The organism is Bradyrhizobium sp. Kon56 (assembly GCF_055807635.1).
This window is the reverse complement of sequence record NZ_JBVVOU010000007.1, coordinates 269,840-294,050: the sequence shown is the minus strand read 5'-3', so window position 1 is coordinate 294,050 and position 24,211 is coordinate 269,840. Positions and strand designations below refer to the sequence as shown.

Annotated in this window: 28 protein-coding genes; 5 read left to right on the top strand and 23 right to left on the bottom strand. The window is 61.8% G+C overall.

The genetic code is table 11. The annotated features are described in order from the left end of the window. From AC0L3B_RS14645 to AC0L3B_RS14570, 16 genes are all read right to left on the bottom strand, one after another. Positions 1–1,083 carry a hypothetical protein gene (locus tag AC0L3B_RS14645; RefSeq protein WP_473380596.1) on the bottom strand — a complete coding sequence of 361 codons (1,083 nt, stop codon included), beginning with the start codon at positions 1,081–1,083 and terminating at the stop codon, positions 1–3. Between the two features lie 6 nt (positions 1,084–1,089). After that, positions 1,090–1,305 (bottom strand): hypothetical protein, encoded by a 216-nt coding sequence (locus AC0L3B_RS14640; protein WP_473380595.1) that lies wholly within the window; start codon positions 1,303–1,305, stop codon positions 1,090–1,092. 4 nt (positions 1,306–1,309) lie between these two features. Further along, positions 1,310–1,741 (bottom strand): phage tail fiber protein, encoded by a 432-nt coding sequence (locus AC0L3B_RS14635; RefSeq protein ID WP_473380594.1) that lies wholly within the window; start codon positions 1,739–1,741, stop codon positions 1,310–1,312. A gap of 49 nt (positions 1,742–1,790) precedes the next feature. Then, complete coding sequence (locus AC0L3B_RS14630; protein WP_473380593.1) at positions 1,791–2,159, bottom strand: hypothetical protein; 369 nt, start codon at positions 2,157–2,159, stop codon at positions 1,791–1,793. 3 nt (positions 2,160–2,162) lie between these two features. Further along, positions 2,163–4,682: a hypothetical protein gene (locus tag AC0L3B_RS14625; RefSeq protein ID WP_473380592.1), complete on the bottom strand. Its 2,520-nt coding sequence runs from the start codon at positions 4,680–4,682 to the stop codon at positions 2,163–2,165. 2 nt (positions 4,683–4,684) lie between these two features. Then, the gene (locus AC0L3B_RS14620; protein ID WP_473380591.1) at positions 4,685–5,386 is read right to left on the bottom strand and encodes a hypothetical protein; all 702 of its coding nucleotides are present in this window, start codon (positions 5,384–5,386) and stop codon (positions 4,685–4,687) included. Positions 5,387–5,388: 2 nt separating this feature from the next. Beyond that, positions 5,389–5,661 (bottom strand): phage tail assembly chaperone, encoded by a 273-nt coding sequence (locus AC0L3B_RS14615; RefSeq protein ID WP_473380628.1) that lies wholly within the window; start codon positions 5,659–5,661, stop codon positions 5,389–5,391. 56 nt (positions 5,662–5,717) lie between these two features. Further along, positions 5,718–6,194 carry a hypothetical protein gene (locus tag AC0L3B_RS14610; protein WP_473380590.1) on the bottom strand — a complete coding sequence of 159 codons (477 nt, stop codon included), beginning with the start codon at positions 6,192–6,194 and terminating at the stop codon, positions 5,718–5,720. 151 nt (positions 6,195–6,345) lie between these two features. Further along, the gene (locus AC0L3B_RS14605; protein ID WP_473380589.1) at positions 6,346–7,596 is read right to left on the bottom strand and encodes a phage tail tube protein; all 1,251 of its coding nucleotides are present in this window, start codon (positions 7,594–7,596) and stop codon (positions 6,346–6,348) included. Positions 7,597–7,653: 57 nt separating this feature from the next. Continuing rightward, complete coding sequence (locus tag AC0L3B_RS14600; RefSeq protein ID WP_473380588.1) at positions 7,654–8,112, bottom strand: hypothetical protein; 459 nt, start codon at positions 8,110–8,112, stop codon at positions 7,654–7,656. Continuing rightward, positions 8,109–8,405 (bottom strand): hypothetical protein, encoded by a 297-nt coding sequence (locus tag AC0L3B_RS14595; RefSeq protein ID WP_473380587.1) that lies wholly within the window; start codon positions 8,403–8,405, stop codon positions 8,109–8,111. The genes AC0L3B_RS14600 and AC0L3B_RS14595 overlap by 4 nt, the downstream gene beginning before the upstream one ends. Before the next feature lie 56 nt (positions 8,406–8,461). Next, entirely contained in the window at positions 8,462–9,097 is a 636-nt protein-coding gene (locus AC0L3B_RS14590; RefSeq protein ID WP_473380586.1) for a hypothetical protein, read from the bottom strand. Positions 9,098–9,100: 3 nt separating this feature from the next. Further along, positions 9,101–10,651, bottom strand: coding sequence for a hypothetical protein (locus AC0L3B_RS14585; RefSeq protein ID WP_473380585.1), 1,551 nt, complete (start codon positions 10,649–10,651; stop codon positions 9,101–9,103). Next, positions 10,632–12,014 carry a phage portal protein gene (locus tag AC0L3B_RS14580; RefSeq protein WP_473380584.1) on the bottom strand — a complete coding sequence of 461 codons (1,383 nt, stop codon included), beginning with the start codon at positions 12,012–12,014 and terminating at the stop codon, positions 10,632–10,634. The genes AC0L3B_RS14585 and AC0L3B_RS14580 overlap by 20 nt, the downstream gene beginning before the upstream one ends. Before the next feature lie 3 nt (positions 12,015–12,017). Then, positions 12,018–12,314: a hypothetical protein gene (locus AC0L3B_RS14575; protein ID WP_473380583.1), complete on the bottom strand. Its 297-nt coding sequence runs from the start codon at positions 12,312–12,314 to the stop codon at positions 12,018–12,020. A gap of 73 nt (positions 12,315–12,387) precedes the next feature. After that, entirely contained in the window at positions 12,388–12,720 is a 333-nt protein-coding gene (locus AC0L3B_RS14570; protein WP_473380582.1) for a hypothetical protein, read from the bottom strand. A 209-nt stretch (positions 12,721–12,929) separates the two neighbouring features. Between AC0L3B_RS14570 and AC0L3B_RS14565 the strand changes: the two genes are divergently transcribed. The 5 genes from AC0L3B_RS14565 to AC0L3B_RS14545 all read left to right on the top strand — a co-directional run bounded on the left by AC0L3B_RS14565 (position 12,930) and on the right by AC0L3B_RS14545 (position 16,895). Further along, the gene (locus tag AC0L3B_RS14565) at positions 12,930–13,139 is read left to right on the top strand and encodes a hypothetical protein (RefSeq protein WP_473380581.1); all 210 of its coding nucleotides are present in this window, start codon (positions 12,930–12,932) and stop codon (positions 13,137–13,139) included. Positions 13,140–13,240: 101 nt separating this feature from the next. Continuing rightward, complete coding sequence (locus AC0L3B_RS14560) at positions 13,241–13,819, top strand: hypothetical protein (RefSeq protein WP_473380580.1); 579 nt, start codon at positions 13,241–13,243, stop codon at positions 13,817–13,819. 321 nt (positions 13,820–14,140) lie between these two features. Beyond that, a complete protein-coding gene (locus AC0L3B_RS14555; protein WP_473380579.1) occupies positions 14,141–14,851 on the top strand; it encodes a GDSL-type esterase/lipase family protein in 711 nt (236 codons plus the stop codon). A gap of 5 nt (positions 14,852–14,856) precedes the next feature. Continuing rightward, positions 14,857–15,780: an acyltransferase family protein gene (locus AC0L3B_RS14550; RefSeq protein WP_473380578.1), complete on the top strand. Its 924-nt coding sequence runs from the start codon at positions 14,857–14,859 to the stop codon at positions 15,778–15,780. Between the two features lie 302 nt (positions 15,781–16,082). Next, on the top strand, positions 16,083–16,895 hold the full coding sequence (locus tag AC0L3B_RS14545) for a class I SAM-dependent methyltransferase (protein WP_473380577.1): 813 nt from the start codon (positions 16,083–16,085) through the stop codon (positions 16,893–16,895). On the opposite strand, the gene AC0L3B_RS14540 is transcribed toward AC0L3B_RS14545, so the two are convergent. The 7 genes from AC0L3B_RS14540 to AC0L3B_RS14510 form a co-directional block, all read right to left on the bottom strand. Continuing rightward, positions 16,892–18,268, bottom strand: coding sequence for a hypothetical protein (locus AC0L3B_RS14540; protein ID WP_473380576.1), 1,377 nt, complete (start codon positions 18,266–18,268; stop codon positions 16,892–16,894). The two genes, AC0L3B_RS14545 and AC0L3B_RS14540, sit on opposite strands and share 4 nt — an antisense overlap. A gap of 109 nt (positions 18,269–18,377) precedes the next feature. Continuing rightward, positions 18,378–18,653 (bottom strand): hypothetical protein, encoded by a 276-nt coding sequence (locus AC0L3B_RS14535; RefSeq protein WP_473380575.1) that lies wholly within the window; start codon positions 18,651–18,653, stop codon positions 18,378–18,380. 73 nt (positions 18,654–18,726) lie between these two features. Beyond that, positions 18,727–19,098 (bottom strand): hypothetical protein, encoded by a 372-nt coding sequence (locus AC0L3B_RS14530; protein ID WP_473380574.1) that lies wholly within the window; start codon positions 19,096–19,098, stop codon positions 18,727–18,729. A 114-nt stretch (positions 19,099–19,212) separates the two neighbouring features. Then, positions 19,213–21,102 carry a phage major capsid protein gene (locus tag AC0L3B_RS14525; RefSeq protein ID WP_473380573.1) on the bottom strand — a complete coding sequence of 630 codons (1,890 nt, stop codon included), beginning with the start codon at positions 21,100–21,102 and terminating at the stop codon, positions 19,213–19,215. 13 nt (positions 21,103–21,115) lie between these two features. Beyond that, positions 21,116–22,888, bottom strand: a complete 1,773-nt coding sequence (locus tag AC0L3B_RS14520) for a terminase large subunit (RefSeq protein ID WP_473380572.1) — start codon at positions 22,886–22,888, stop codon at positions 21,116–21,118. Then, complete coding sequence (locus tag AC0L3B_RS14515) at positions 22,889–23,518, bottom strand: hypothetical protein (protein WP_473380571.1); 630 nt, start codon at positions 23,516–23,518, stop codon at positions 22,889–22,891. A 114-nt stretch (positions 23,519–23,632) separates the two neighbouring features. Beyond that, positions 23,633–23,848 carry an HNH endonuclease signature motif containing protein gene (locus AC0L3B_RS14510; RefSeq protein WP_473380627.1) on the bottom strand — a complete coding sequence of 72 codons (216 nt, stop codon included), beginning with the start codon at positions 23,846–23,848 and terminating at the stop codon, positions 23,633–23,635. Positions 23,849–24,211: the final 363 nt, after the last annotated feature.

Genomic DNA, 24,211 nt, shown 5'->3' with positions numbered 1-24,211 from the left:
CTAGATCGCCTGGCCGCCGGTCGTCGGCGCCGTTGTGGCATTGCCCGGTATCGATGCCGCGGCGCCGCCGGCATCGAGGACCGAGTTCTGGTCAACGAGATAGCGCGTGCCGGTCGCGCTGCCGGAGTAAGTGACGCTGGCCGCAGCGATCTTGGCGATGCCGGTTGTGACGTAGAAGGCCGCACCGAAAGCAGGCGTCCCGGTAATCGTCACGGTCATGCCGCTGAGAACTGCATAGGAATGGTCCGCGCACCGCACGAAGCTGGCCGCAGCGCCCACCACGCTGACCGCGGTGCCAAAGATGAGACGGCCGAAAATCTGGGCAAAGAACTGCGCCGCGCTGCAGGCGCCGGCGCGGACATTGTTGCCGATGGCGACCTTGAAGCCGTTGATCGCCTTGAGGCCGTAAGCCGTGCTGCTGCGGATCTCGCAGCCGTCGATGCTGATGGCGCCGTTGCCGTCAAATACCAGGGTGTTGTCGCCGGTCGAATTCAGGATGACGTTGGCGGGCGTCGTGGTGTTGCCGATGATCGAGATCGTGCCCGCCCCGACCTGCGCGCCTGTCACCGTTGTGGATCCCGACGTCGTGTAGGTTGCATCGGCAAGATTGATCGTGACATTCTGGCCGCCGAGATCCAGCTTGCCGAACACCGTGTCGAGCGCCTTCTGCAGCGTCAGGAATGCCGCCCCGGATGTATTGGCGAGACCCGAATTGGAATCACTGCCATCCGATCGCACGTAGTAACTGCGGGCCGCGACAAGCAGTTCGCGACTATCTTCGGCGGCCGCAACCAGCGTCACCCGGGCCGCCGACGTCAGCGATAATTTTGATGTGCCCTTGGTGCCGCCGCTCTTGGAAACGATGACGGTGTTGCGGGCCAGCGACGTGCCGGATGACGTATAGGTGCAGCGCGTCAGCTCAAAATCCGTGCCTTCTTCAAGAAGGCACGTGATCCCGGCCCCGTCCACGATACCGGCCTCGGCGATCGTCAGCCACGCGTTGGAATAGGCTGCGCCCAGCGTGACGGAACCCGTCCCGGGTGTTCCCGAGACAGTCATCTTGGCGCGATTGCCCCTTGCCATGACCGATCAATCCCTGGCCGCGTTGGCCGCCCGCGCAGCGGCAATCGCATCCTTGACCGCATGGCGCGCCGCCAGCATGCGCTCGCGGATCACGTCCGGATCCGTGACGCCCTCGGCCTGGCATTCGGCGGCGGCGAACGCCATGGCCTGCTGAATCTTCAACGAGACGGCCTTCCCTGCCCGCATGCCGGAGGCCGATCCGATGGCTTCAACGATCGGCATGGTGCTAATCCTCCGTGATCGTCGACGCGGTCGACAGCCGCGGGGTGACGCCGTTGGAGATCGAGATGTTCGGCGTCAGCGTGCCGGAATAGAGGATCTTGGTGGCGCCGCCCGAGGCGACGCCGACCGAGAAGTGAGTTGCCGTGTTGCTGCCGCCGGTGCAGGCCGGAAAATCGACGTTCGCGGCCGGACTGGTCGAACCCGCGGTCGATGCGGTCCAGCCGCCGGTCGTTCGTGCCACCGCGACACGGGCATAGCTCGTATAGGTGCATTCGCTGGTCGATTGGGTCCCGGCATCGCCGGGATCGGCGGTGTGGAGCGCGACGTAAAGACTCGCCAACGGCGAGCTCGCTGCGTTGTCGGCGATGTTGGCGATCGCCGTGGCGTTAAAAATCAACTTGAGAAGGTCGTTCTCGAACGTGTCGCTCTTGCTCATGGCAGGCGCGGCTCCCCTTGGATGATGTCAGACAGTCGGCGAAAAACGATCACGGCAGACGGCGCAGCGACAGCGACACGGTTCCGAGATCCACCATATTGGCGATGTCGGAAAACACAGGCTCAGCCATGAACTTGAAGGTCAGATCGGCGCCGCCGATGTCATAGGGATGCTTGCGCGTGAACGGCAGCACGCCATCCTTCAAAGTGTCGCGGTAGAACGACAACAGCGTCTGATAATCTCCATAGATCATCTCCGTCGCAAACTGGACCTGATCGGACGAGACCGAGGTCGCGCGGTGCTCCAGCGGCGTGCCGCGATCAGGCTTGAAGCTCGAGACATTGCGATCGGGCGTCTGTTTGAAGGAGCCGGCCTGCGCCAATTGCGAGACGCCGGCGGGCCATGCTGCGGTCGACATGGCCTAGCGCCTGATCGTCGAGGGCTTGACGGCGAACCGGCCGCCGAGCGAACTGTCATGGGCGCCGCTGGCGATGTTGCTGTCGACGGCCTTCCGCACCATGACGTTGAGATCGACACCGCCGGATTCGTTCTTCTGCTGCTGGACCTGGACGTCTGAACCACTCGAATTGTCGACGTTGACATTGACCTGGACGCTTGGGTTGTTGCCTCCGCCGCCCATCGCCGCCATCTGGCCGGGCGTGAACACTCCCTCACCGCGCTTGGCAATGATTGGAACTTCATCGCCGGCAATGCCGCCGGTGTGGAAGCGCGCTGCATCAGAAAAATGAGACGAACTCACCATGCGCATGAACGATGGCTCGGCACCGACGATGCCACCGGAATGGAAACCGGGCCCGAAGAACGCGCCGCCCGTATTGCTCGCCAGGGTACTCGCCGACGCGGCTTGGGCCGCGGCGCCGGAAGATGGGCCAAAAATGCCACCCAAGCCACCGAGGCCCGACAACCCGCCCTGAAGCGATTGCATCAACGGTCCGACGACGTAGAGCTTGATGATCATCTGCTCGATGTCCCGGATGATCGACATCGTCATGTCGGAGAAGCCCTGCTTGACGCTCTTGGTCCCCATGGCGATATCGGTAAGTCCCGATGTCAGATTGCTCGACAATGACGACGATATCCCGGATAGGGCCTGGTTGGTCCGCAGCGCAGATGCCTCGACGCTACCCAGTGCGGTCGCCACATCCGGATAGATGCTCTTGAGCTGCTGCGCGATCGCGACGTCATCAGAAGAAAGTAGAGCCGTGTCGCGACCGAATTTGATCTGAGACTGCACCCGCGCGAGGCCGAGTGACTGAGCCGCAGCGGCGGCGCGATCGGACAAGTCCTTGAACTGCGTAGCATATTCCGACACGTCTTTGATGCCGGCGCGTTGAGCGGCCGACAACAGCTCAGCCATCGTCTTTGCCCTGGCCTGCTCGCCGACGGTCTGATCGATGGTCTGCGCCTGGGCCGCCGTCGTCGCGGTATGCTTCTCGATCGACTCGATGGCACGTTCGAGCGCATCTTTCTGATCGCTAGCCGCCTTCGTCGCGGTATCGATCGTACGGCTGTTGTCGCCCAGAACCTTGTTGGCAATCGTTGTGGTTTGGTTGACGGCCTGCTGGACGGCGTTCTGGTTTTGAAGCCCCGAACGCAGCCGGTCGACGGCATTGCTGTAGGCGTCCGTCGAAGACTTCGCACCGTCGTTACCGGATGATCCATAAAGACCCGTTGCATAGCCGACGGCTGCGCCGCCGATGGGACCGGTGACGGCGCTCGCCGCCGCGGTCACGCCGGCCTTCCATCCCGTCTTCATCCACTCCGGCATCTGGATCGTCGGGATCTTTTCCGCCAGCTTGACCACGTAGTCGACCGCCTGCGCGATATTGAAGACGATATCGACCCACGTCGATCGCAGCGCGATGCCGCCCTGCGTCAGCAAGTCCTGGATCGGATGCCAGCGCTGCTCGAGGATCTTTACGGCCTCGTCCCAGCGCCGCTGCATCTCGAGCGCACGGCCGATATCAGCGTCCGACACCAGCTGCGTCTGGCTGACCTTGTCCGCTGCAGCCAAGATCTTGTCGAGGTACTCGGAGTCCGTCCTAAGTTGATCGGCAACATCGGACCCAAAGGCAGTATTGGCCAAATCGATCGCCGCGAGGCGTTCGCCATCCAGCATGGCCTGGTGGATGATCGCCGCGACCGCCCTGTAGCGCTCCTCGTTCGTGTTGGCCTGCTGAAGCTGACCGGATCCCGGATTGTTGTTGAAGTTTCCAGCGTCCTCCAGCGCACCCACTTTCTTGTCGAGGGCACTGCCCCCGAGCGTGTCGGCCGACGAACTCTTCAGGGCTTGCAGCGACTTCGTGAGGTCGTCGACCTTGACGCTGAGACCTTCGGCGCCCTTCGAGAGGCGCTGGAAGAACTCCGGCGAGAGATCAACCTTCGCGGCATTGTTCGCGATCTGGCGCCACTCTTCCAACTTCTCGCCGCTGAGCTGCCAGGCTTCGGCTGCAAGTCCGATTGCGTCCTTGACCAGCTTGTAGGTCAGGATGATCGGACCGAGCACCCCCAGCACCCCACCAAGCACGAGCAAGCCGGCCCCAACGGCGCCGACCGTCGCGAGCCAGGAAGCCGCGTGGTCGATCGCGGCCTTGGTGCCGACCCGCAACACGTCGGACAGATGCGAGTGGGACTGCGCGTAATTGTCGTTCGCCGCGGTCATTGCAAGCGTTGAGCTCGCCACAGCCGCGGCCTGATTGATGGCGATCGACTGGTAACTGCGCTGCTGTTTCACCAGCTCGTCATAGCGAGACTGCAGTTTCGCGGTCCGCGCCTCGTTGATGTCGGTGGCCGCCGAGCCCTCGTTCAACGCCGCGGTAACGCCCTTCTGCGCCGCTGTGACATTGCCGATGCGACGAACCGCATCGTCAGAGTCCACCTTGTAGGACAGCCGGCGAACCGCTTCGGACGACGTAGCCATGGTCAGGAAACCCTCACGATGATGGCAGGCACGGTCACTTCGCTACCTCTCCGGCGATCCGAACGAATACGACGGCTGACGCGGCGCCTGCCACCGGTAAACGACCGCGTCGGCTGATCGTGCTGCAGCGTCGTTGCATTCGGCGGAATGACGAATTCTGACGTGATGCGCGCCACGTTGCCGAAGCGCGCCGCAGCATCCTTGGCAGTCCGCTCGTAGATCCGCGGCTGCACTTGAACGACGAAATCCCGCCCGGCCTTGGTCTTGCCGATCTCGATCCGCCGGCTGTACGGGGTCGTGTTGAAGAAGATGAATTCCTTCGCCGGCGGGATCTCACCCGTCACATCGATCTCGACACCGTCGGCAAGCACCCGATGCTCGCGCTGGTATTCGCCGGATGCTCGCGGCGACCGCTCGTCCAGCGTCTTTGCGATCCAGACCAGCACGATCGGGAGCATGTTCTCCCATTCGGCAACGATCTCGCCGTCGTCCGGCTTGACGTTGTAGAGCGCAACATCCTTGCGGCCATCGACCAGCACAGATTTCGCCACCGCATAGCCAAACCGAACCACCATCTCGGCATCGACGGTCGCGATTTCCCGCGCCACGAACTCGGCCACCGCCCTGCCGATCGAGACCGGCGAACGCTGATCGGTAAGTACCATCAGCTCGGTACCGGGCGGGTCATCATCGTCGAACGCCATCTTCACTTGCTGGTGGCCTTCGGTTTTTCTTCAGACATGATCGCGGCACGATGGTTCGCGAGTTTGATCAGCACCTTCTTTTCCCAAGGCTCGAGGTCGAGACACATTGCCGCGCACCAATCCTGAACATCCCGCCACGAAGCCATCACCGGCCCCATCCCGTTCGACGCAAGTCCCATCGAAAACTCGCCGAATAGTTCCCAGAGATACTCCAGCACCCAGGGAAAGGGCGGAAGATCAGGGTCTGCCTGCTTGGCGGCTACGGACTTTCCCAGTGCGGCTAACTGCCGAGCCGCCGATGCCGCGTGATCACCCTCCGTGCCGAGGTCATCTAGCTTTCGGCCGGCCCGCCAGATTGGCTCGGCGTACGCACAGAGGGCTTCAACGGCTTCGGCAAAAAATTTGCCGTGCTCGACGCTTCGACGAATACCTGTTGGAAGATCCAGCCCATGCCGGGCGGCGAATAGAGATCCGCAGCATTTTCAGGCGTGCACGTGACATCGATCGGTTCACCGGTTACGCGGTCGACGAGATACCAGGAATTCGTCAGCGTCGCGACCAGCGCAATATTCTCTTCCAGCTGGTCGTTCGGCTCGACCTTGCCATTGCGCGACTGCTTGATCCTTAGGTTGAGCTCCTTGCGCTTGCTCTTCCCGTGCTCGCGCGCCTGCGGACCGTCCGTCGACCAGACGTCGATATAGGCAACACTGCCAGACTTGTCCCGGATGACCTCCTCGGTCACAGGATCGATCAGCTCGACCCGAAACGGCTTGGACACGTCGGCGGCGAGGGAAGCAAATTTATTCATGGTCTCTATTTCCTTTGGCGGAAGGGTGAACGGCCTCGCCCGCCAGCGAGGCCGTCCGGTGACGTCACCGCCCGGTCAGGGCGCATCACTGCGGCCAGCCCGTGCGAGGATCCCCGTGTGCGGCGGGGAACGGATCAGATCTCAAGCGACCTCAGGTCGCCTCGGTGTCGTGGATGCGAATGGTCGTCGCGATATTGCCATTGCTGGACGACGTGCCCATCAATGCCTGGAAGGGGCAGGTCTGGATGATGCCGGCCTCGCCCTGGAGGGGTGAATCCGCATCGCCAAGCTTGATCCGCGGGAGATAGAAGCTGGCGGCAGGCGAGTTCGGGTTGTTGTTCGACGTGAGGAATGAGAGCAGCGACACTTCGGTCTCATCCTTGAAATAATTGATGAAGGTCGCATCCTCCAGCATGATGGTCGCCTGACCCGTCACATTGAGGCGGCCCAGGAAGACTTCCGGCACATAGTTCTGACCGACCACGCCTTCGGATGATGCACCGAGGGCCGCCTTGATATTGAGGCCGGTGCAGACCCCAACCCGCGTGCCCTGGAAGAACAGTGCGCCGTTGACGGCCGCGGCGAGGCCCGTTGTCGTTTCAGCCGTCGGCGAGGTGAAGAACGGCGCCGCGCCAGCTGTGTATACCTCCATGTCACGTCCCATGCCGGTGAAGTCGATTGTCGAAATACCGGTCGCGGGAAGCTGAAGGTTGAAGCCGTCGAAGCGGACTTCCGTGAACAGGCGCGCAATATCGATGTCCGCGAAGTAATGCTCGATCGCGAATTTGCGCGAGACATGGTTGGACGTCGGCATATAGACGGACTGACCGACCTCGCCGACGGTGAAGCTTGTGTCGGCCGTCATGGTGTCCGGCGCCGGAAACACCGTCACATCCCGATTCGACGTTCCGCCGAACGACAGGATCAGGAAATTCTTGGCGTTGTTGTCCGTGTCCGACATGTTGGTGAAGCGCATGATGCTCCCGATCCGGAAGCCCTTCGCGACCGGGTCGCCGGCAGCGAAGGTAAATTTCGACGTGGTGTTGTCCGCCAAAACGGATGTGAAATCCGTCTGATCGCCAGTTACGGCAACGGCAGCCGTCGCACGCAACACCGCACCGAAGGGCTTCCAATAAGTACCGGGACTGAATTCGCCCGCAACCGGACCGCCGGTGACGCGCTTCACGCCATGACGAAAATCGGTGATCTGCCGATGGGACGCCACCTCGTTCGACGTATAGGTGTCCTTCCCGAGCTTCAGCGTGCTGCTGACGCGCCGAAGAATCTGGCCGCCGGACGCTGCCGGATCGACGCTCGACACCGGCTGCGAGTTCGAAGAGATCACGCCGGTGGCGTATTCCTTCAGCGTAACGCGAGCACTTACGCCTTCTGCGAGCGGCATGGCAAATCTCCATCAGTGGAATGCGGCGCCACCACGACGCAGCGGGGGGTTACGGCCTTAGCCGATCTGGTCGAAGTGGAACGCGCACTCGGCAACGGCGCACTGGTAATTATTCACGGGCGAAGGCGACAAGCCCGGCACCGAAATCTTGCTGCCATTTCCGACATAGATCACGTCGGCGGACGTGAAGGATATCTCCGAGGTCCGCCAGCTGCGCAGCAGAGTGGCGATGGTCTCTGCGCGCCGCATCACATTCTCGGCGCCGACCTCCGAGCCGATCGGCGAGAACGTATAGGCCTCGATCACGCCCTGATTGCGATACAGATTGCGCCCCGCGCCGCCGCCGAACGCGACAGGGCCGCGCCCTGATCCGTCATTGCTGAACACAACGAATGCGAAGGGCGACGGATCATCCGGCAAGGTTGGGGCGTCATCACCCTGCCAATAGACTGGAAACGCAAGCCCCGTAACCCGCGCCTTGATGGCGGTGAGTGCTTCATCGGCCGTGACGCTCATCCGCGCACCTGAAGCTCGTAGGCACATAGAACGCCGCCGACGCGACGCGTCTTGTCGTCGATCCCGGCGATGGTGAGCTCCTTGCCGCGAACAGCGAGCTTGTCCGAGTTGAGCAGAGGCAGGGTGACGGCGCCCGTCTCAAGATCCTCCGCAAGCAGGATGATCTTCCAGTCGCCTTGAAGGATAGCCCCTACGATTTCTTCTGGCTGGTAGGAGAGCTCCCGCCCCCATGTGGTGCGCTCAAGCTTCGGCCGCGGCGATCCTGAGCCGTGGTACCGACGGACCGTAATCATTTCGAACTTCTGCAATTCGCGCCGATATCGCGCGCGGATTCGTTCGGCCAATGACATCAGAGAACCATGTTGCGGTTGACATAACCGCCATCGATCAGCCGCTGCAGGATGTCGGCCGGCATCTGTGAATCGGCGCCAGCATCGACCCAGCGCTCGATCGAGACCACATCGGGAATCGAAAGGCTCTTTTCCATCGGGTCGACGCCGTCGTCGGCCCAATAACCGCCGGCAAGCTGCGCCGCGATCGCCTTCAGATCGTCCGGCACCGTGTCATAGCCGGCGTCATACTCGACGACCGTTCGGCCGGACGCCCACCACGTTTCATTGTCGCCGCAAAGGCGGATGAGTTTTCCGGAGGCCGCGTCCACCTCGTAATCGATATCCTGCGCCAGAACCGATGTTCCGACCGTCACGGACACCATCTGGAAGATCGGCCGCCGCGACAAATACAGGCCTTGCTGCGCGCATGTCAGCCGCCAGGACTCGAGGCATCCCTCGAGCAGCAGGGTCGGCGGATGCACACCATCCTTCACCACCATGCAGGCCGAGGTGATCATCGCCGACACGCGCTTGCCGAGGACCTCAAGCTTTTCGTCCTGCGCATGGTCGTCAGACGCGAGTCCTACCGCGACGCGGAGCTCTTCGATCGTCAGCAGATTGAGATCGCCGGCGGGCTGTGTCACCTGGAACATGGGTCAGCCCGACAGTTTAGAGAGCAGCGGATAGAGGTCGAGGCGGACGGTTGAGCCGTCGGCGTTGGCCAGCGTCACGACCCCGTCTTCCGCAACATCGAGCGACGTCACGGCAGGTCCTGCCGGCCCGCGGGCACCGACCCCTGCCGGTCCACGTTCGCCCGCCTGGCCACGCTTGCCGACGGACGCCAGCAGCTGCCAGCCCTCTCCCGGACACGGGCCCGGGTCATCCCGCCTGGCCACGAACGATCCGCCGTTGAGCGCGACGATGCTGAGGCGGCGATAGTCCTTCCGCTCCGGATCGAAGGTGCCCTCGACCGAGGGCGAGACGCCATCGGCGCCCGCGCTGGCGATGCATAGCCAGTCGGCGTCCGGCGGTGACCGCCCAGTATCCTTCGAGGCCTGCCAGGTCGCCCCCTCATGCGTCACGACCTCGCCTTCGTAATGCACCCGGTCTTCCCATGCCTTGACCACGGGAAGCTTGCCCTCCGGCCCCGCCTCGCCACGCGGACCGCGCTCGGCCGGCGGCAGTGCCGCCACGGCGCGCTCGACTTCCTCGGCGATCAGCGGCGCGACATCATCGACCGTGACGCTTTTGCCGGCCTCTGCGGGCGGCAGTAGCGCTACCTGGCGCGCCACTTCCGTCTCGATCAAGGGCGCGACGTCCTCGACCGTCACGCTCTTGCCCGGCTCTGCGGGCGGCAGCAGCGCCACCTGGCGCGCCACTTCTTCTCCGACCAGAGGCGCGACGTCGTCGACCGTGACGCTTTTGCCGGCCTCGGCCGGCGGCAGCAGCGCCACCTGGCGCGCCACTTCCGTCTCGATCAAGGGCGCCACGTCCTCGACCGTGACGCTCTTGCCGGGCTCCGCAGGCGGAAGCGACGCCACCTGGCGGGCGACTTCTTCTCCGATCAGTGGCGCGACGTCGTCGACCGTGATGCTTTTGCCGGCCTCGGCCGGCGGCAGTGCGTCGACCATCTGCTGCAGCAAGGGCGTCAGTTCCTCGACGGTGACGCTCTTGCCGGCCTCTGCCGGCGGCAGCAACGCCACCTGCCGCGCCACTTCCGTCTCGATCAGCGGCGCCACGTCCTCGACCGTCACGCTCTTGCCGGGCTCCGCAGCGGGCAGCGCCGCCAACTGGCGGGCGACCTCGGCCGCGATCATGGGTGCCACATCCTCGGCAGAAACGCTCTTGCCTGGCTGTGCGGGCGGCAACGCGGCGACCATTTCCTGCAACAGCGGCCGCACGTCGTCGATCGACACACTCCTGCCCGGCTCCGCCGGCGGCATTGCTGCGACGTGCCGGGCAACCTCGGCGGCGACGACGGGCGCGATCTCTTCCGCCGTGGCCGGCCGCCCAGGTGCGCCATCCTTCAACGAGGAAAGCCGCTCCTCGAGCCGACGCTCCAGCTGCACAACGCGCAACTCGCGCTCCGCGTCCCGCCGGCCGAGATCCGCCAGCAGCGCGTCAATACGAAGCTTCGCGTCTCGCTCGATCGCACCGGCAACCTCGCCGAGCTCGCCCGCAAGAGCCTCAAGGGCCGATTGCTGCACGTTTGCGCCCCTTCCTGAAGATCGAAACGGCCTTCGCAGCATCGGCTGCATCACCATCAGTCGGCTGGTTAGAGCCAGCATCGTTTGCGGGCGCCGGCGCCTGGGTCTGAAGCTGGCCCGCCATACTCAGCGGGATGTCCTGCTGCTGCACCAGGATCTGATCGCCGCCAGGGACGGCCGGCAGATCAAGGAAGCGTCGGCCTTCGTTGATCCGCATCAAGCGCCGCGTTCCGCTCGACAACGCGTCGATCAGTTCCTTGAAGGACGACCGCATCATCGCGTTGGTATCGAACTCGAGGTATTCGTCCGGGAAGCCCCGAAGGCGGAACAATTGCCCGAATGCTTCCTCGATATGGTTGAGGCAGAAGCCGAGGCCCGTCGCTTTCCAGGACGACATCAACGCTTCCGTGGACGCGAACGGTGTGCCGCCGATGCCGAGAATTTGCAAAGGCGTCCGGAACGCCAGCGCGACGGCCTGATCCGACATCTTCAGCATATCGGCCAGTTGGCCGTCGCCTGCGCGAAACTGGATCTCCTTGGCCTTCAGGCCCCAGCTCAGGATCGGCGTGCCGCCGGCGTTATCGCCCTTCGTCTGGGCATCCCAGCGCTGGCGCAGTTCATCCGCTTCCTTCTTCTCGAGCTTTTGGTCCGTCTCCAGCATGATGCTGGGCCTGGCACCATTGAGATAGAATGCCACCTGCTGCGACAGTGCAGCTCCGGAGAGCTGCAGATCGAGCGCCGCCGCCAAGATGGGGCTGATGCCATTCAGCGGATGCATCGGAGTGTGCAGGCGAATGTGCAGCACGTCGCGCGCGGGAATTGGCATCGACAGATCGAAGCGTCGCTCCACGATCTCGTTACCGCCGAGCCCATAAAAAATCGAGCCATCTTCTGCGATGAACGGCTGCCCGTTCCGCATCCAGTGAATCTCAGAGATCTCGAACCTGTCATTTCGGATCGCCAGCCCGAACGCCTCGCCTTTTTCGTACAGCCGCCGGGTCATGTTGAGCAGCAGATCCGACATCGACTGGTAATCGTTCGGCTTGCGAATGATGCGCGACAGCGCGGAAGTGCGCACGCATACGCGGCCACCGGTCGCCACACCGTCAGAATCAAGCTCGGCGGCCCAATGATCTCCCGGGCACATCGCCACCGTCTGCGAATAGGCCGACACGCATGCCTCGACCATGGCGTTGCTGCCGCCATAGGGCCTGACCGAGTGCCCCATCTGCCACCAGTTCATGAACTTGCCGGCGGACGCGGAAAGCCAACCGTCCGTCAGGAAGTACGGCCCAGGGCGATATTGCCCCTCGGTGGACTTTCTGGACCACCGAGGGAGCATTTTGGTCAGCCAGTTGGCCATTGGCTAGGCGGGCTCGCCAGTAGCCGCCGGCTGCTGACCGAACTCATTCACAGGAAGGTCGGTCTCCTTGACCTCTTCCTGTTCAGGCTCTTTCGCCGCGGGCTTCCCTGCTGCCGCAGCCGCTGCATTGCCACCCGACGCGGCGGCGCCGCCGATCGTCTGCGGCTTTCCGTCTTCACCCATCGCGACTGCGAGGCCGTTCTGGTGGCGCAGCACGCCATCCTTGCCGATTTCGCAGTGGGACGGATCAGCCTGCGTGCCGTCCTGCAACAGGTACAGATTCTTCACATTGCCGTTCATGACGCGTCTTCCTTTCGAGAGTAGTCCTGCCCCATAAGCTTAGCCGTGATGCGGACAGAGATCTCAGGCGCGCCTAGCGCGTCTTGTATTGGAGATCGCCCTCGCCGGGCTTCATGTCTTTTGCTGCCTTGGCCGCAAGCTCAGCATCTGCCTTTGCTTTGGCCTCAGCCTCGGCCTTTGCTTTGGCTTCAGCAGCCCCCTTCGGATCCCCACCGGCTTTAGCCGCGCGCTCCGCTTTGGCGCGCTCCTTCGCAGCATTGACGCCGCGGCTGAGCGGCACCCCCGGTGATCGCATCTTGACGGCGACACCGCTCGCATCGCGGAGCACGCCGCCATCATCGGTCGAGCATTCGTTCGGATCGACCGTGCGGCCGTCCTCGAGCACGTACCAGACATCCTGCATCATCGAACTCCCTTGTTAGGCCAGCGCGGATTTCGTGGTGGCCGGTTTATTTGACCAACGGCGCAGGGCGCGCCGGCTGAGCGGCAACGCAGGCCGCCCCGGGGCTTTGACGCGCGCGATCTACTCCCGTCCCTCCCCCGAAAAGACAGCAGACAGCCCCGTCGAACTGACCCTATATTGGCCGTAGCTCTACAATTAAGGGGCGTTCATCAATGGACGAATCCGCGATGCTTCTCACCGAACTGGACCGGTGCAAGGCAGAATTCCAGCACCTGCAGAACGAACTCAATCTCGCCAGTGCCGCCGGGCCGACCGATATAGCAGCGCTTCAAGATATTGCACGCCGGATGAGCGGCATCGCAGCCCGTCTTGAGGCTGTGACGCGCGCGATCTCGAGAGGTACGGCCAGCGGAGTACATTGAGCACTCCCCTCCGTTCCCCCTGAGGGAGTGGACGGGAGCGCACCGTGAAAGCTAGGATATTGGAAGCAAGTGATGCCGGGCACGACTAAGCGGGGGCTAGCATGGAGGGCGGCAATTTCGTTCTGATGGGAAACATCTCAAGCCTGCGAAGGCCGAGCCTACTCCCTCCGGCGCCACAGAGCTTCATTCTGGCAATAGGCCGGGCGTTTGTTCTCTGGGGCTTATTCGAGGCTGAGCTTGAACAGTTACTTGGTGCATTGATCAGAGCATCACGATCGAGAGAAAAATGGAAGGCGCTTCCGCTAGCCGAGAAGGTTAAGCGACTCGAGAAGGAGGCTCGTCTCTCCTTTCGAGATCATCCAGTTCTCGCCATCATGATGGTTGTGGCAGTGGTCGAGATCAGGCGACTGCAGGACGTTAGAAACGATCTCATTCACGGTAGCTACTCTCTTGAGCTTGGACCGGAGCAAGGCGACCTGGCAGTCTGCGTAAGCAACCGCGGTGCGGAGAGGCGATTGACCGGGCAAGATCTAGAGGAATTTGCCGGCGATATAGGGCACCTCGGATGGCGACTACAGGCTTTTTGCCAGCCAACCTTTGCAGCGTTTCCGTCGCTACATTGGCAGGATCTCGATTTCCTCACTAAAATGATGCGGCTGACCGCCCCTGACGGGGAGTAAACCAAGCTATCAACTCGAACTTGCAGCGCGGGCTGAAGGACCTAGAATGAGGCCATTGTTAATGGTTTTCGGTTTTCAGTGGGCGCGATGATCGGTCTTATCGTACTTCTCTCGGTGTTCGCGCTCGGCTTTGCTGCCGGATATGGCCTTAGAGCAGTTGTTTCGCGTCTTCGGCGTAACCGCTGGAGGAACTCCATCCCGTGAAGAGTGCGTCGCCTCCTGAGCGGGACGAAAACCCTACCGCGGCGAGCCGAGGCCAAAGTACAAGAACGAACTACTCTCATTTGGCGAGCCACAGCGCAGTATTGTCCTGAAAGTACCATGTCCCGTCACATCGGATTTTTAGGATCCATCCTAGCAGCATTCTATTGCTCGGCCTTACCCGCCCAGGCCTCGACATGCGACGCAACTCAGCTCGCTGTATCGACCACTCCAGTAATCGAACAGTCACCCGCGAAACTCTTAAGAGCCCGCCAGCTTCAGACCATGACGGGATCATTCGATGTCGCCCTCATGGGCGACTCAATTGCCCACGCATGGCAAAGCCTCTCAGCTCGAGATTTTCCAGGCCTCTCGGTGGCAGGCCTCGGCATAGGCGGACAAACCACGCAAGAGATGCTTTGGCAGATCGAGACAGCTCGACCTGCTATTTCCCCGTCGCGCGTGATCTTGATTGTAGGGACCAACAATTTCGTAGAGCCTTCAGCAGCACCTTGCGGCATTGCTGCCGGAATAGCGGCTGTCCTCGACAGCATTCAACGAGCTTGGCCCCAAGCTATCATCTACGTGTTTCCTGTCCTGCCGCGGGGAGCTTCATTCTCCTTCAAGGCAGACGAGCGGCGCGCAACAAACGAAGCGATAGCGATCGATCTGGGGGCGAGAAGTAACACCAAATTTGTTCCTGTCGATGAGCAGGCCTTGACCTGCAACTGGTCACCACAGCAGTGCGAAAACTTCAACCGGGACTCGGTTCACCTCGTGAAGACTGGGTACGCTGTATTGCGGGCGGCATTGTCAGGACAAGGGTTTTGAGACCGATGGAAAACAGAATTGAGTGGATCGATATTGCAAAAGGGATCGGAATTTTAGCGGTTGCTGGCGGGCACATATTGGGTGCAAGCATTGCTGCACCTCTCTACCTATTCCATATGCCTCTGTTCTTCATCCTGTCAGGCATATTTCTCTCGTTCACGATGGACCTGAAAACCTTTCTGGTCCGCCGTTTTCAAAGTGTCATGTTACCATCAGCGATCTATCTTGCGCTCGTCGGAATCGCATTCGGAGCAACCAAGCTTGCCGGAGGCGATCCAGGTGGCTTCTTCAGCACAGCCTGGTTTGTCCCTGTTCTCATGCTGGCTCAACTCACGGTGTTCAGCGGTATGAAGTATCTCGGCCGCGCTCCTATTTACGTTTTGTCCGTGATTGCACTTTTGGCGAGCTACAAAATTACAACGACTATGCCACTTAGCCTGCAGGTCGTCTTGCATGCCGTGCCCTTGGTCCTGATCGGATTTGCTCTGAAGACTCGACTGGCGAGCCCCAGTTCGTGGTGGGCATTCGGATTAGCTATGTTGATAGCGCCCGCGCTGTTTCCTGCCGTCGCATACAACATGAAAGAGGGCTATTACGGGATCCCAGCTTTAACCTTAGCGCTCTCTCTACTCGCCTGCGGCGGGGTCTGTGGAGTTGCGTTCATGCTGCAATCCCATTGGTGGGCAGCGCCCTTGGCCCGTTTCGGCAAGCACTCGCTGATGATCATGTTCTTGCATCAGCCCGTGCAGATACTTCTGAAAAATGCCGGAATGGATTTTGCGCTGCTTAGATTCATTGTGACGGTCACCGTCTGTTATGCCGTAGCCGCACTCGTTGAGCGTTTGCCGGAAGGGGCCCGGCGAACGTTGGCGGTGGCTCCTCGAATAAAAGCCACACCACCCGTCCTGCGTGCAGCACCCCATTCGTGAGGGATCATCCTATCGCGCCTCTTACGCAAATGATCGACAATCTCAATGTGTGCTGAGGGCTATAATCGACCCGGGGGGCTGCACCTCGTAGCTGAAAAGCCGCTTTAGCCCATCCTCAACCTTAGCTCTGTCACCTTCGTCAGCCGCCTGCCAGCACCTGAGATTCCTTCCGCTATCCGCAGCCTTGGTGATCACGTCCACCCAAGCGCTGTCATCGGACATCGGCCCTTCCACTGAGCACTGCCCGCTGTCGCGATCGAATACGACCAAAAAGAACGATTTAACCATGGCGCGCCTTACAGTTGCGAGACGGCCCTTATAGTACTAAAGCACCGAGCGAAGAACAGGGGAAACAAATGGTTAAAGCAGCGGTCGACACATACTCGCCGTTCGACACGGGCCTCAAATCCACCGTCCGGCGCAACATAGTCCTGATGGCTGCGAAGCTCGGCTTGCGCCTAGAACGCCTGGAAGACACGTCACGCTTCGTTGCGGACGGATCGGCAAAGATCACCGACCTGTACGAAAAAGCCGTATCGATCCCCGGCATGGTCAGCCTCAAGCGCGGTCAGATCATGTACTACATGGCGCTGTCCACTGCCCACCTTGGCGGGGATATCCTCGAAATCGGATCATGGCAGGGCCGCTCAACGCTCTTTCTTGCTCAAGCCTGTAAGGATACCGAGACCGGCATCGTCCATGCCGTGGACACCTTCAAGGGCAACCCCGGCAACGAAAGCCTGTATGTCGTCGGCAAGGCCGATCGTTCTGACCTTTTGCCGAACTTCCTTCACAACATGAAGTCTTCCGGCGTTGCCGATCGCGTGACGGCGCATGCCAAGTCATCCGTCGAAGCCAGGGCGGAGATCAAGACATTGAGCCCTTCGTTTCGGCTGATCTATATCGACGGAGAGCACACCTTCGACGCGGTGAAGGCCGACCTTCAGGGCTACGCCGATCTCCTCCAAGTGGGCGGCCTGCTCTTGTTCGACGACTACTCGACCAGCTTCCCCGGCGTCGTGAAGGCCATCGACGAACACATTGCAGAGAACCCCGGCCGCTACGGTCACCGCGTCCAGGACGACAATCTGCTCGTGCTTCGGCGGGTCAATTAGACCGCGCCGGCCATTTGCGCCGTCCTTTTGAAGATCTGCTGAACTGTCCTCAACTCGGCGGGGGTGAAGCCGCGAGCCATCCCTGTGATGAAGTGCTGGTTGCTCGTGAAGACGGACGTTCCATTGCGCTTGCCGATAGTAAACGTCTCCGAGTTCACGGCAGAGCTGGCTTGCGTGAAGGAGTTGTTGGTGCCCAGCGTCGGCAGCGTGTAGAAGTTGACCTGGGCCGTAGTCGTGTGATTGTCGAGCATGATGCCGCAGCTTGATCCCGAGAAGCTAAGACCTTCGATGCTGCCAACCGCGCCCGCATCAGTTGGATTGAAGCCGTAGAGAAAATTGCCGGTCAGATCGTAGGCAAGCACGTAGATGTTCGACGTCGAATTTGTGCAGCTCATAAAGAGCGTGTCGTTGTTATATGCCACGCCTTGGAAGTTCTGGAACGGGATTGACGCAAGAGTGATAGTGCGGATTTTGGTCCGTGTCGTCAAATCGTACACGTGGCAAACCGTCGGATCGCAGTAGTCGACCCCATAGATGAGGCCGCGAACACTATCGATTGCGAGGCCGGATAGAATTTCACTGATCGCAGTCGAGGACACGAAGCTAAGATCGGTCGCCGAATAAAGGTTGATGCGCGAATTGGTATTCGAGCCTCCGCACGATCCGCTCCAACTGCAACTCGGAACGTACAGATTGCCGTTGTAAATGTCGATGTCGCCAGTGTGGTTGCTTGAGCCAGGTACGCTCGCGAAGGGCGTCAGATTGCTTGCGGAAGTCGACCAGTCAGCCAGAGCACGCTTATAGAGACCGGCAGTCGTTGCCACGTAGTAGAACGACGCATCGGTACACCACCCCTGAGCCTCTTGGGAGCCGGAGACGAAGATATTTGCGCCGGTTGATGTCTTGGCGCCAGAAAATAGTGTCCCGCCTTCGACTGTCGTATCGTACCCGGGCGAGCCGAAGCGGTTGCTGGCGTAGAGGCCCGCCTGCGCAACTAACGACTTCGAAAGGGACGCGGTGGACGAATTTCGTGAGAAGTCTTGCGTCTTCACCGATCCAAATGGGCCAATCGTGTAGTTGGTCTGGCCAAAGTCCCAGCCGCCGACCGGCGTTGCAACCGCGGTAAGAATATAATCCAGATGGCAGTTGCTGTTCTGTGTGAAGTTCACGCCATCGACGGCAGGATTGAACAGCGTGTCGATGAAGCCAGACACGCCATCGGGCGTATAGCCGCGATTAGCGACGAACGGGACCGTTCCGCTTACTGTCGCCACGCGGGTCGGTTTGGCGATGTCCGTGAGCGAAAGCGTGGCGTCAGCGCCGCCCAAAAGGTAGAGGGAATCGAACGCCGTCAGAAGCCCTGCGCTGCTCAAGGAGGACTGTAGGTATTGGCGTGTGTTGTGCGCTCCCCCAAGGTCAGTGGATGCGTTCAGTCGCGACGTGAGACGCTGAGTAAGCCGCCGCGTCAGCGGCTGGGTGACTCTAGCCACTGAACACGCCACAAGAGACGCCGGCCAGGCGGCTGAACCTGTAGGTCCCGGCACCCATGATGACGACTGCCAGCTTCTGCGCGCTGAGGCTATCGACCAGGAAATATTGCCCGGCATCATCCTTCAGCAGGATATCGACCCGGGCGCCGGCGCCGACCAGAGCGCCTGCTGCATCCTTCAGGCAAACGGTGAGCGGCGTGCCGGCGGCGACCACCACGTCAGCGGAGTCCGCAGCTGTCGAATTCGTTGCCAAGATCTGGGTGGGCATTCGCTCCGCTCCCTGTTGCGGTTCGAAGGAGCGCGACGATGCGCGCTCCCGCTCATTCGTCGGTAAACGACGGCTAGTCGGCCATCAGGATGATGAATGTGCCGGTCTTGGCGTTTCCGCCTTGGGCCAACACGATCTTGATGCGATCGCGACCGAGCGCGATGCGATCATTGACGGCAACGCCGGCGGCCGCATAAAGCGCGGCAACGCCCGCGGTCGAATGCGTTGCCTGGCGCGGCGCTTTCACGGTGGCCGCGTTCACGTCGCTCTGTGCCCAGATGGTCTCGCCGGTCGCTTCCGAGGTAATCGTGAAGTCGACGCCATCGACGTAGTCCGTTTTGATGTAGTGGATCTCGTGCACATAGCCGGAAAGCCAAGGGGAATAAGCGGTCGCGCTCCCATCGGCAGCGGTGGTCACGGGGACGGAATACCTGCGCAGAGCCATGATTCTAACCTTTCGTCATCAGTACGGAGGAATAGCCCTCTACCCATGTACAAACGAAAGCCCCGGCCGCATCGCTGCGCCGGGGCTTCCCGATACTGAAGGACGAGCGGCGAGTTACCAGGTGGTGCCGTTGATCCACTGCACCATGCCGGCGCGGCGCATCTTCCAGGAGATGTCCCAGAGCATGCGGACGCCGATGCTGGCGGTCTGCCAGAGCGAGCGGACGGGATCGGCCGTCGTCGGACCGGTACCGCTGACGATCTCCAGCGGGGTCGTGTCTTCCATGTGGATGGTCGCCTGCTCGGACACGTCGAACTCCGGCTCGCCACCGAGGGCAGTTGCGAAGTCGGCACTGCGGAGCGCGATCAGCCGGCCCGCCGTCGCATGGGTCGACTCGACGATGTTGATGCGCTTTTGGATCTCGGCGAACCAGTTCGGCTGCCCCACCGGGCCCGGCATCAGCGCGAGGTTGAGGCCCTGCGTCGGGTTCATGATCACGGTGATGCCGTCCGCCGCATTCGCCGAAACGAACGGCGCCAGCAGCGCCTTGAAGTCCTCGATCACGGCCTGGTAGTCGCCGCCGCCGGATCCGGTCGAAACCGCCGACACGCCGTTGAGCAGACCCGCGGGACGCACGGTATCGCCCGCCACCGCATCGAGCAGCAGCGGATCGAGCACCGCCGAGGTGTCCTCGAGGATGGCCTGACGGATCAGCCCCTCGATCGCCGGCGTCGACCGCTTGCCCAGTTCGCGCGAGAACGGGATGATGACGCCCATCTTCCGCGGCGTCATGCTGATCGAGTTCGTGGTGATGCGGCCGACGCGGATCGGCTGGCCTTCACCAACAAAGCCGCCGCCGGCGCCGCCCGCGGTGCGGCCCGGGATGGTCACGTTGCCGGCCTGGTCGAACGACAGGCCGATTCCCTTGTCGCGCAGCGCCGGGTAGATCGAGTAGCCGGTCAGCGCCTGGACGAACTCGCCGTAGGCGGTCTGCACCAGCTCCGATGCCCAGCCGGACACGGTGGTGGTGCCGAGGGTCTGATCCGCCTTGCAGATGATCGCAGTGGCCTCGTGGTCGGGATAGCGCTCCTTCAGAACATCGCCGATCGAGCGGCGCTCCGAAAAGGCCAGCGCGCGGACGACGACACCGCGGGTGATCAGATCAAGGCCCTTGACCTCCTTCTGCGCCACGCCGAGCGGACGGCGCGCGATCGCAGGCGCGGCAACGCCGTTGTTCACGACGCCTGCCGCGGCAGCGCCGATGCGGGCTTCGGATGCCTTGAGAACGGTCAGGGTGCGCTCGGACTTCTCGATCTGCTGATTGAGCTCGTCGATCGCGTCAGCATCGAGTTCGTCGACGTTGAGAAGGACGGTCAGCGCGTCCTTCTTGGTGGTGAGTTCGGTCTGCGCATCCTCGATGCGCTGGGCAAGGGTTTTCATGTTCAGGGGTGCCTTTGTGGCATGAGATGAGACGGCATGCTCGCCGGTGGCAGACACGTCCCTGCGCCTCACTTCGGCTTGCTCGCCAAAGGCCAGGGTCATGGTTTCGTCGGAAATGTTCAGCGACTTCGCCAAGGCGAGCGCCGCGGGGTTCGCAGGAACGGAGACCAGCGAGGTCTCGAGCAGCTCCTGCTTGGTGTACTTCTGCGGCCCGTAAGGCCGGTCCGGATTGATCGGCTCCGATTTGATCGGAATGAAACCGACCGACACGGCCCGCAGGATGCCCTGCTCGACCAGGCTGATCAGCTCGTCGATGCGCGCGCTGGTGCCGCGCGCCGCAAGCTTCAGCGTCCCGATCAGCTTGCCGCCGTCGATCCGCAGGTTCGACCATGTTCCGATCGGAAAGCCGTTCGAATGACCGAACAGCGCGATCGGGTTCTTCTTGAAGTTGGCCAGCAACCAGCCGGTTGCAACGATGATATCCCCGTAGCGATCGACCGTATCGTCGGACAGAACGAAGTCCAACCCGCCGTCACCTGCCACTGTCTTGAAGATCATCGTCATTGTCGTCTCTCCGTCAGGCAACCATGGCCGAGATGTCGAGCTTCGGCGTGACGACCGGATTCAGGCTCATAAGATGCGCCGCGTTGAACATCGCCATCAGCGGATCAATCTTGCCGAATCCGGCCTCATCGCGGGCAATTCGTGACGCCGTCGGCGTCAACACCACCTGCGTATTTCCTGTGCACCATTTGAGCAATTCGGAGCCACAGTGGATGAACGTGCGATCGGCAAGCTTACGCTCTACCGTCTTGTACGCGCCCATCAATCCGATGCCCTGACGCACCGCGTCGAGCTTCTCTGCATCCTGCGTCACGCCAATGCCGTTCAGGGCATCGACGATCGGCCCAATGCCGGCGGCGTCCACGCCGACCTGCGCAAGCAACCCCAGCTTCTGGATATGGTCCACCAGCTCGACAATCCACTTGATGTCGAACGGGAGGCTTCCTTCGATCGTTCGGTTCGGCGGGAACTCGGCGAGAAATGCTTGAACGTCGGGGTCGGTTTCCGCCTCTTCCGCGTCGCGATCGTGAAACCTGAAAACGGTAAGATCCCCTGCAGCGACGAACTTGCGGTATTCGTTGAGGTTCGCCTTGCGCCGAAACAGGCCTATCGTCGAGATCAATGCGTGAGCCCAACCGAGCCAACGTTTGGTTTCCCTTTCGCGACCAACGACGCCCACGCCTAGCAAGTCGTCCAAGCCGCCAGCGTCCAGTCCGATCGTCACCACTTCGCTGCGTGCCAGGATCGCATCTCGCGTCAGCGACGCGTCGGTACCGCGGTCCCAGACCTCAGCGCCCGCCCACCCGTCCGCACGCGAGCTAATGCCGGCCTGGACGTTGAGAAACTTCGCATCCCAGTCGATCAGCGAGGCCTTGCCACTGCGGGCGGCCTCCGCGCGCTTGCCGATCAGGAAGTTCGGATCGACCGACTTGCCCCAGTTGGGATTCGGAATGAACCAGTTCTCCGGCTTCTCGTAAGCCTTCGACTTGATCATCTCCTCGGGGAATTCGTAGATGATCGGCAGGCTCTGCGGATCCACCAGCTTGCCGTCGCGGATGTCGCGGAAGTCTTTCAGCTTCTGATCGAAGATGCCGGCGGGCGGCTTCGGCGACTGCGTCGTCAGATAGATCGCAAAACCCTCCGGACGTGAAACCAGGCCGCCCTCAGCCTCGCGTATCATCGACTCGGCGTTGGCCCGGGCGCCGAACAGCCACATTTCGTCGACCAGGAGGCCGATGGTCTTCTTGCCGGACACCGTTTCGCTGTCGGCAGCTGCGACCTTCAGGAACGCCCCCGTCGTCCTGTGTGTGATCAGCCGCTGGCTGTCCTGGACGTGCAGAAGCTTGAGCAGCTCCTCGTCGGCGCGGATCATGTCGCGCGCGGGGAAAAACGAATTGTCGGCGACTTCCTTGGTCGGCGCCAGGATGTAGAATTCGCCGCTCTCGCGCCAGTTCCGCAGTAGCGCGGTGACCATCACGCCGGCGGCCAGTGTCGACTTGGTGTTCTTCTTCGCGACGCATAGAAAAAAATATCGGATCAGCCGCTTTCCCGAGACGGTGTCGTACGAACCGAACAACGCCCGCGGAAGATCGAAGGCCCAAGGCAGACAGGCCTCGCCGATGGTCGGCCGCCCCGGCACATCGACGATCTTCAGATCACGGAAGATCGAAAGCGCCGCTTCCGCCTCATCCGGAAAGATCGGATCGAACGTCACCAGCGATTGCCGGTTGATGATGCGGCTCTGCCAATCCAAGCAGGCCGTCGACCACGTCGGAACGAAGTTCATTTACTGCATCGTTCCGGGCCGAGATGAACCGGGAGCTGCCGGCGGCGCGTATTTGCCGGCGGCAGCGTTGCGGGCGGCAACAGCGGCCTCTTCCTTCTTGCCCAGAGTCTTCGGCTGTAGTCCTTCCGGCACTTTCGCCACCTGCACCGTTCCCACTCCTCGATCGAGGAGCGACTTCGCGGCTGAAACCCTCGCGCTCTCGGTTTCGCCGCGGGTGGCGATCGAACCCAGCACCTCGATCGCCAGGTTGGCGTACTTGCGCGCCTCGACCCGGATCTCGTCGCCGACGACGGCCGCGGGCCGGATGCCGCCGAACAGAGACAGCTGCGAGAGGCCACCGACGTCGACGGAGGGCTTGCCGTAGCCGCGGTCGAGGATGGCGTTGGCCGCGTTCACCTTCGAGGACTCGCTCTTGCCGTGGCAGAGCTGCTTCACCAGCGAGGCGATCGCGCCGCGGGAGTAGGCCTGCGCTGTCGACTCGATATCGTCGGGCGCCGGCGCCGCCAGGGCCGCCTCGAGATCGAGCGCCGGCAACGCCGACGTTGCCTTGTGACCTTTCGGCTTCCGGCCAGCGCCAGGGCGTTTGCCGCCGCGCTTGGACTTCGGAGCCGTTTCGTCGCCAGAACTCATGGCCGTTTGATTTCTTTGATTGGGCTTCGATTAAATCAACGCTCTGGGCCCAGAAAAAACTTCTGCGCGTGACAACCCATGCGGTTCCGGCTCCCTATCAGTCGATTTTTTGACCTACCCCCCCCTGCTTCGGGCAGTTCGAGCAGCAGCGGTCTTACGCCCGTGGCATGTTCCGCATCGGAGCAGCACATTGGACGGATCGAGAGGCGCTCCACCATCAGCGATCTCGATGACATGGTCACCGTAGAGGCGGATCCCTTCGCGCGGCCGGTCCTTCGCATGGCCGGGATCTTCGCATCTGCGTCCGCGGACCTTGATGATCTGCCTCATCAAGGCCTTCCACTCCGGCGACAGGTAGAACGGCAGCGCTTCCTTCGGCCTGACCGAGATACGCGTGTCGCGCGCTGGCGGTCTCAGCTTCTGGCCCATCACCCGTAACTTGCCGGCCACATCGACCACCGTGAAAGGGCCGCCGCCTGCAGCATGCAGTCAATGCAGGCGGCGTAGCCAAGTCTAGGGAGGAAACGCCCAAGGAGGGCAGCGGCAACGCACAGGTGTGCAACCGCACACCCTATGCAAACACAAAAGCCCGGCACGTTTCCGTGTCCGGGCTTCAAACCATAGCTTCGCTAATGAAGCGACGTCTCGCTTCGGTCCACCACCTCCGTTCCACACCTTCGTTGCCGACAGGTA

Coding starts and splice junctions, on each gene's coding strand:
- AC0L3B_RS14640 (WP_473380595.1), bottom strand. CDS start 1,305: ATGCCGATCGTTGAAGCCATCGGATCGGCCTCCGGCATGCGGGCAGGG.
- AC0L3B_RS14550 (WP_473380578.1), top strand. CDS start 14,857: ATGGAAAACAGAATTGAGTGGATCGATATTGCAAAAGGGATCGGAATT.
- AC0L3B_RS14515 (WP_473380571.1), bottom strand. CDS start 23,518: ATGAGTTCTGGCGACGAAACGGCTCCGAAGTCCAAGCGCGGCGGCAAA.
- AC0L3B_RS14525 (WP_473380573.1), bottom strand. CDS start 21,102: ATGACGATGATCTTCAAGACAGTGGCAGGTGACGGCGGGTTGGACTTC.
- AC0L3B_RS14630 (WP_473380593.1), bottom strand. CDS start 2,159: ATGTCGACCGCAGCATGGCCCGCCGGCGTCTCGCAATTGGCGCAGGCC.
- AC0L3B_RS14645 (WP_473380596.1), bottom strand. CDS start 1,083: ATGGCAAGGGGCAATCGCGCCAAGATGACTGTCTCGGGAACACCCGGG.
- AC0L3B_RS14590 (WP_473380586.1), bottom strand. CDS start 9,097: ATGTTCCAGGTGACACAGCCCGCCGGCGATCTCAATCTGCTGACGATC.
- AC0L3B_RS14580 (WP_473380584.1), bottom strand. CDS start 12,014: ATGGCCAACTGGCTGACCAAAATGCTCCCTCGGTGGTCCAGAAAGTCC.
- AC0L3B_RS14535 (WP_473380575.1), bottom strand. CDS start 18,653: ATGCCCACCCAGATCTTGGCAACGAATTCGACAGCTGCGGACTCCGCT.
- AC0L3B_RS14555 (WP_473380579.1), top strand. CDS start 14,141: ATGTCCCGTCACATCGGATTTTTAGGATCCATCCTAGCAGCATTCTAT.
- AC0L3B_RS14595 (WP_473380587.1), bottom strand. CDS start 8,405: ATGATTACGGTCCGTCGGTACCACGGCTCAGGATCGCCGCGGCCGAAG.
- AC0L3B_RS14575 (WP_473380583.1), bottom strand. CDS start 12,314: ATGAACGGCAATGTGAAGAATCTGTACCTGTTGCAGGACGGCACGCAG.
- AC0L3B_RS14610 (WP_473380590.1), bottom strand. CDS start 6,194: ATGAATAAATTTGCTTCCCTCGCCGCCGACGTGTCCAAGCCGTTTCGG.
- AC0L3B_RS14560 (WP_473380580.1), top strand. CDS start 13,241: ATGGAGGGCGGCAATTTCGTTCTGATGGGAAACATCTCAAGCCTGCGA.
- AC0L3B_RS14520 (WP_473380572.1), bottom strand. CDS start 22,888: ATGAACTTCGTTCCGACGTGGTCGACGGCCTGCTTGGATTGGCAGAGC.
- AC0L3B_RS14625 (WP_473380592.1), bottom strand. CDS start 4,682: ATGGCTACGTCGTCCGAAGCGGTTCGCCGGCTGTCCTACAAGGTGGAC.
- AC0L3B_RS14570 (WP_473380582.1), bottom strand. CDS start 12,720: ATGATGCAGGATGTCTGGTACGTGCTCGAGGACGGCCGCACGGTCGAT.
- AC0L3B_RS14565 (WP_473380581.1), top strand. CDS start 12,930: ATGGACGAATCCGCGATGCTTCTCACCGAACTGGACCGGTGCAAGGCA.
- AC0L3B_RS14635 (WP_473380594.1), bottom strand. CDS start 1,741: ATGAGCAAGAGCGACACGTTCGAGAACGACCTTCTCAAGTTGATTTTT.
- AC0L3B_RS14605 (WP_473380589.1), bottom strand. CDS start 7,596: ATGCCGCTCGCAGAAGGCGTAAGTGCTCGCGTTACGCTGAAGGAATAC.
- AC0L3B_RS14620 (WP_473380591.1), bottom strand. CDS start 5,386: ATGGCGTTCGACGATGATGACCCGCCCGGTACCGAGCTGATGGTACTT.
- AC0L3B_RS14510 (WP_473380627.1), bottom strand. CDS start 23,848: ATGAGGCAGATCATCAAGGTCCGCGGACGCAGATGCGAAGATCCCGGC.
- AC0L3B_RS14530 (WP_473380574.1), bottom strand. CDS start 19,098: ATGGCTCTGCGCAGGTATTCCGTCCCCGTGACCACCGCTGCCGATGGG.
- AC0L3B_RS14600 (WP_473380588.1), bottom strand. CDS start 8,112: ATGAGCGTCACGGCCGATGAAGCACTCACCGCCATCAAGGCGCGGGTT.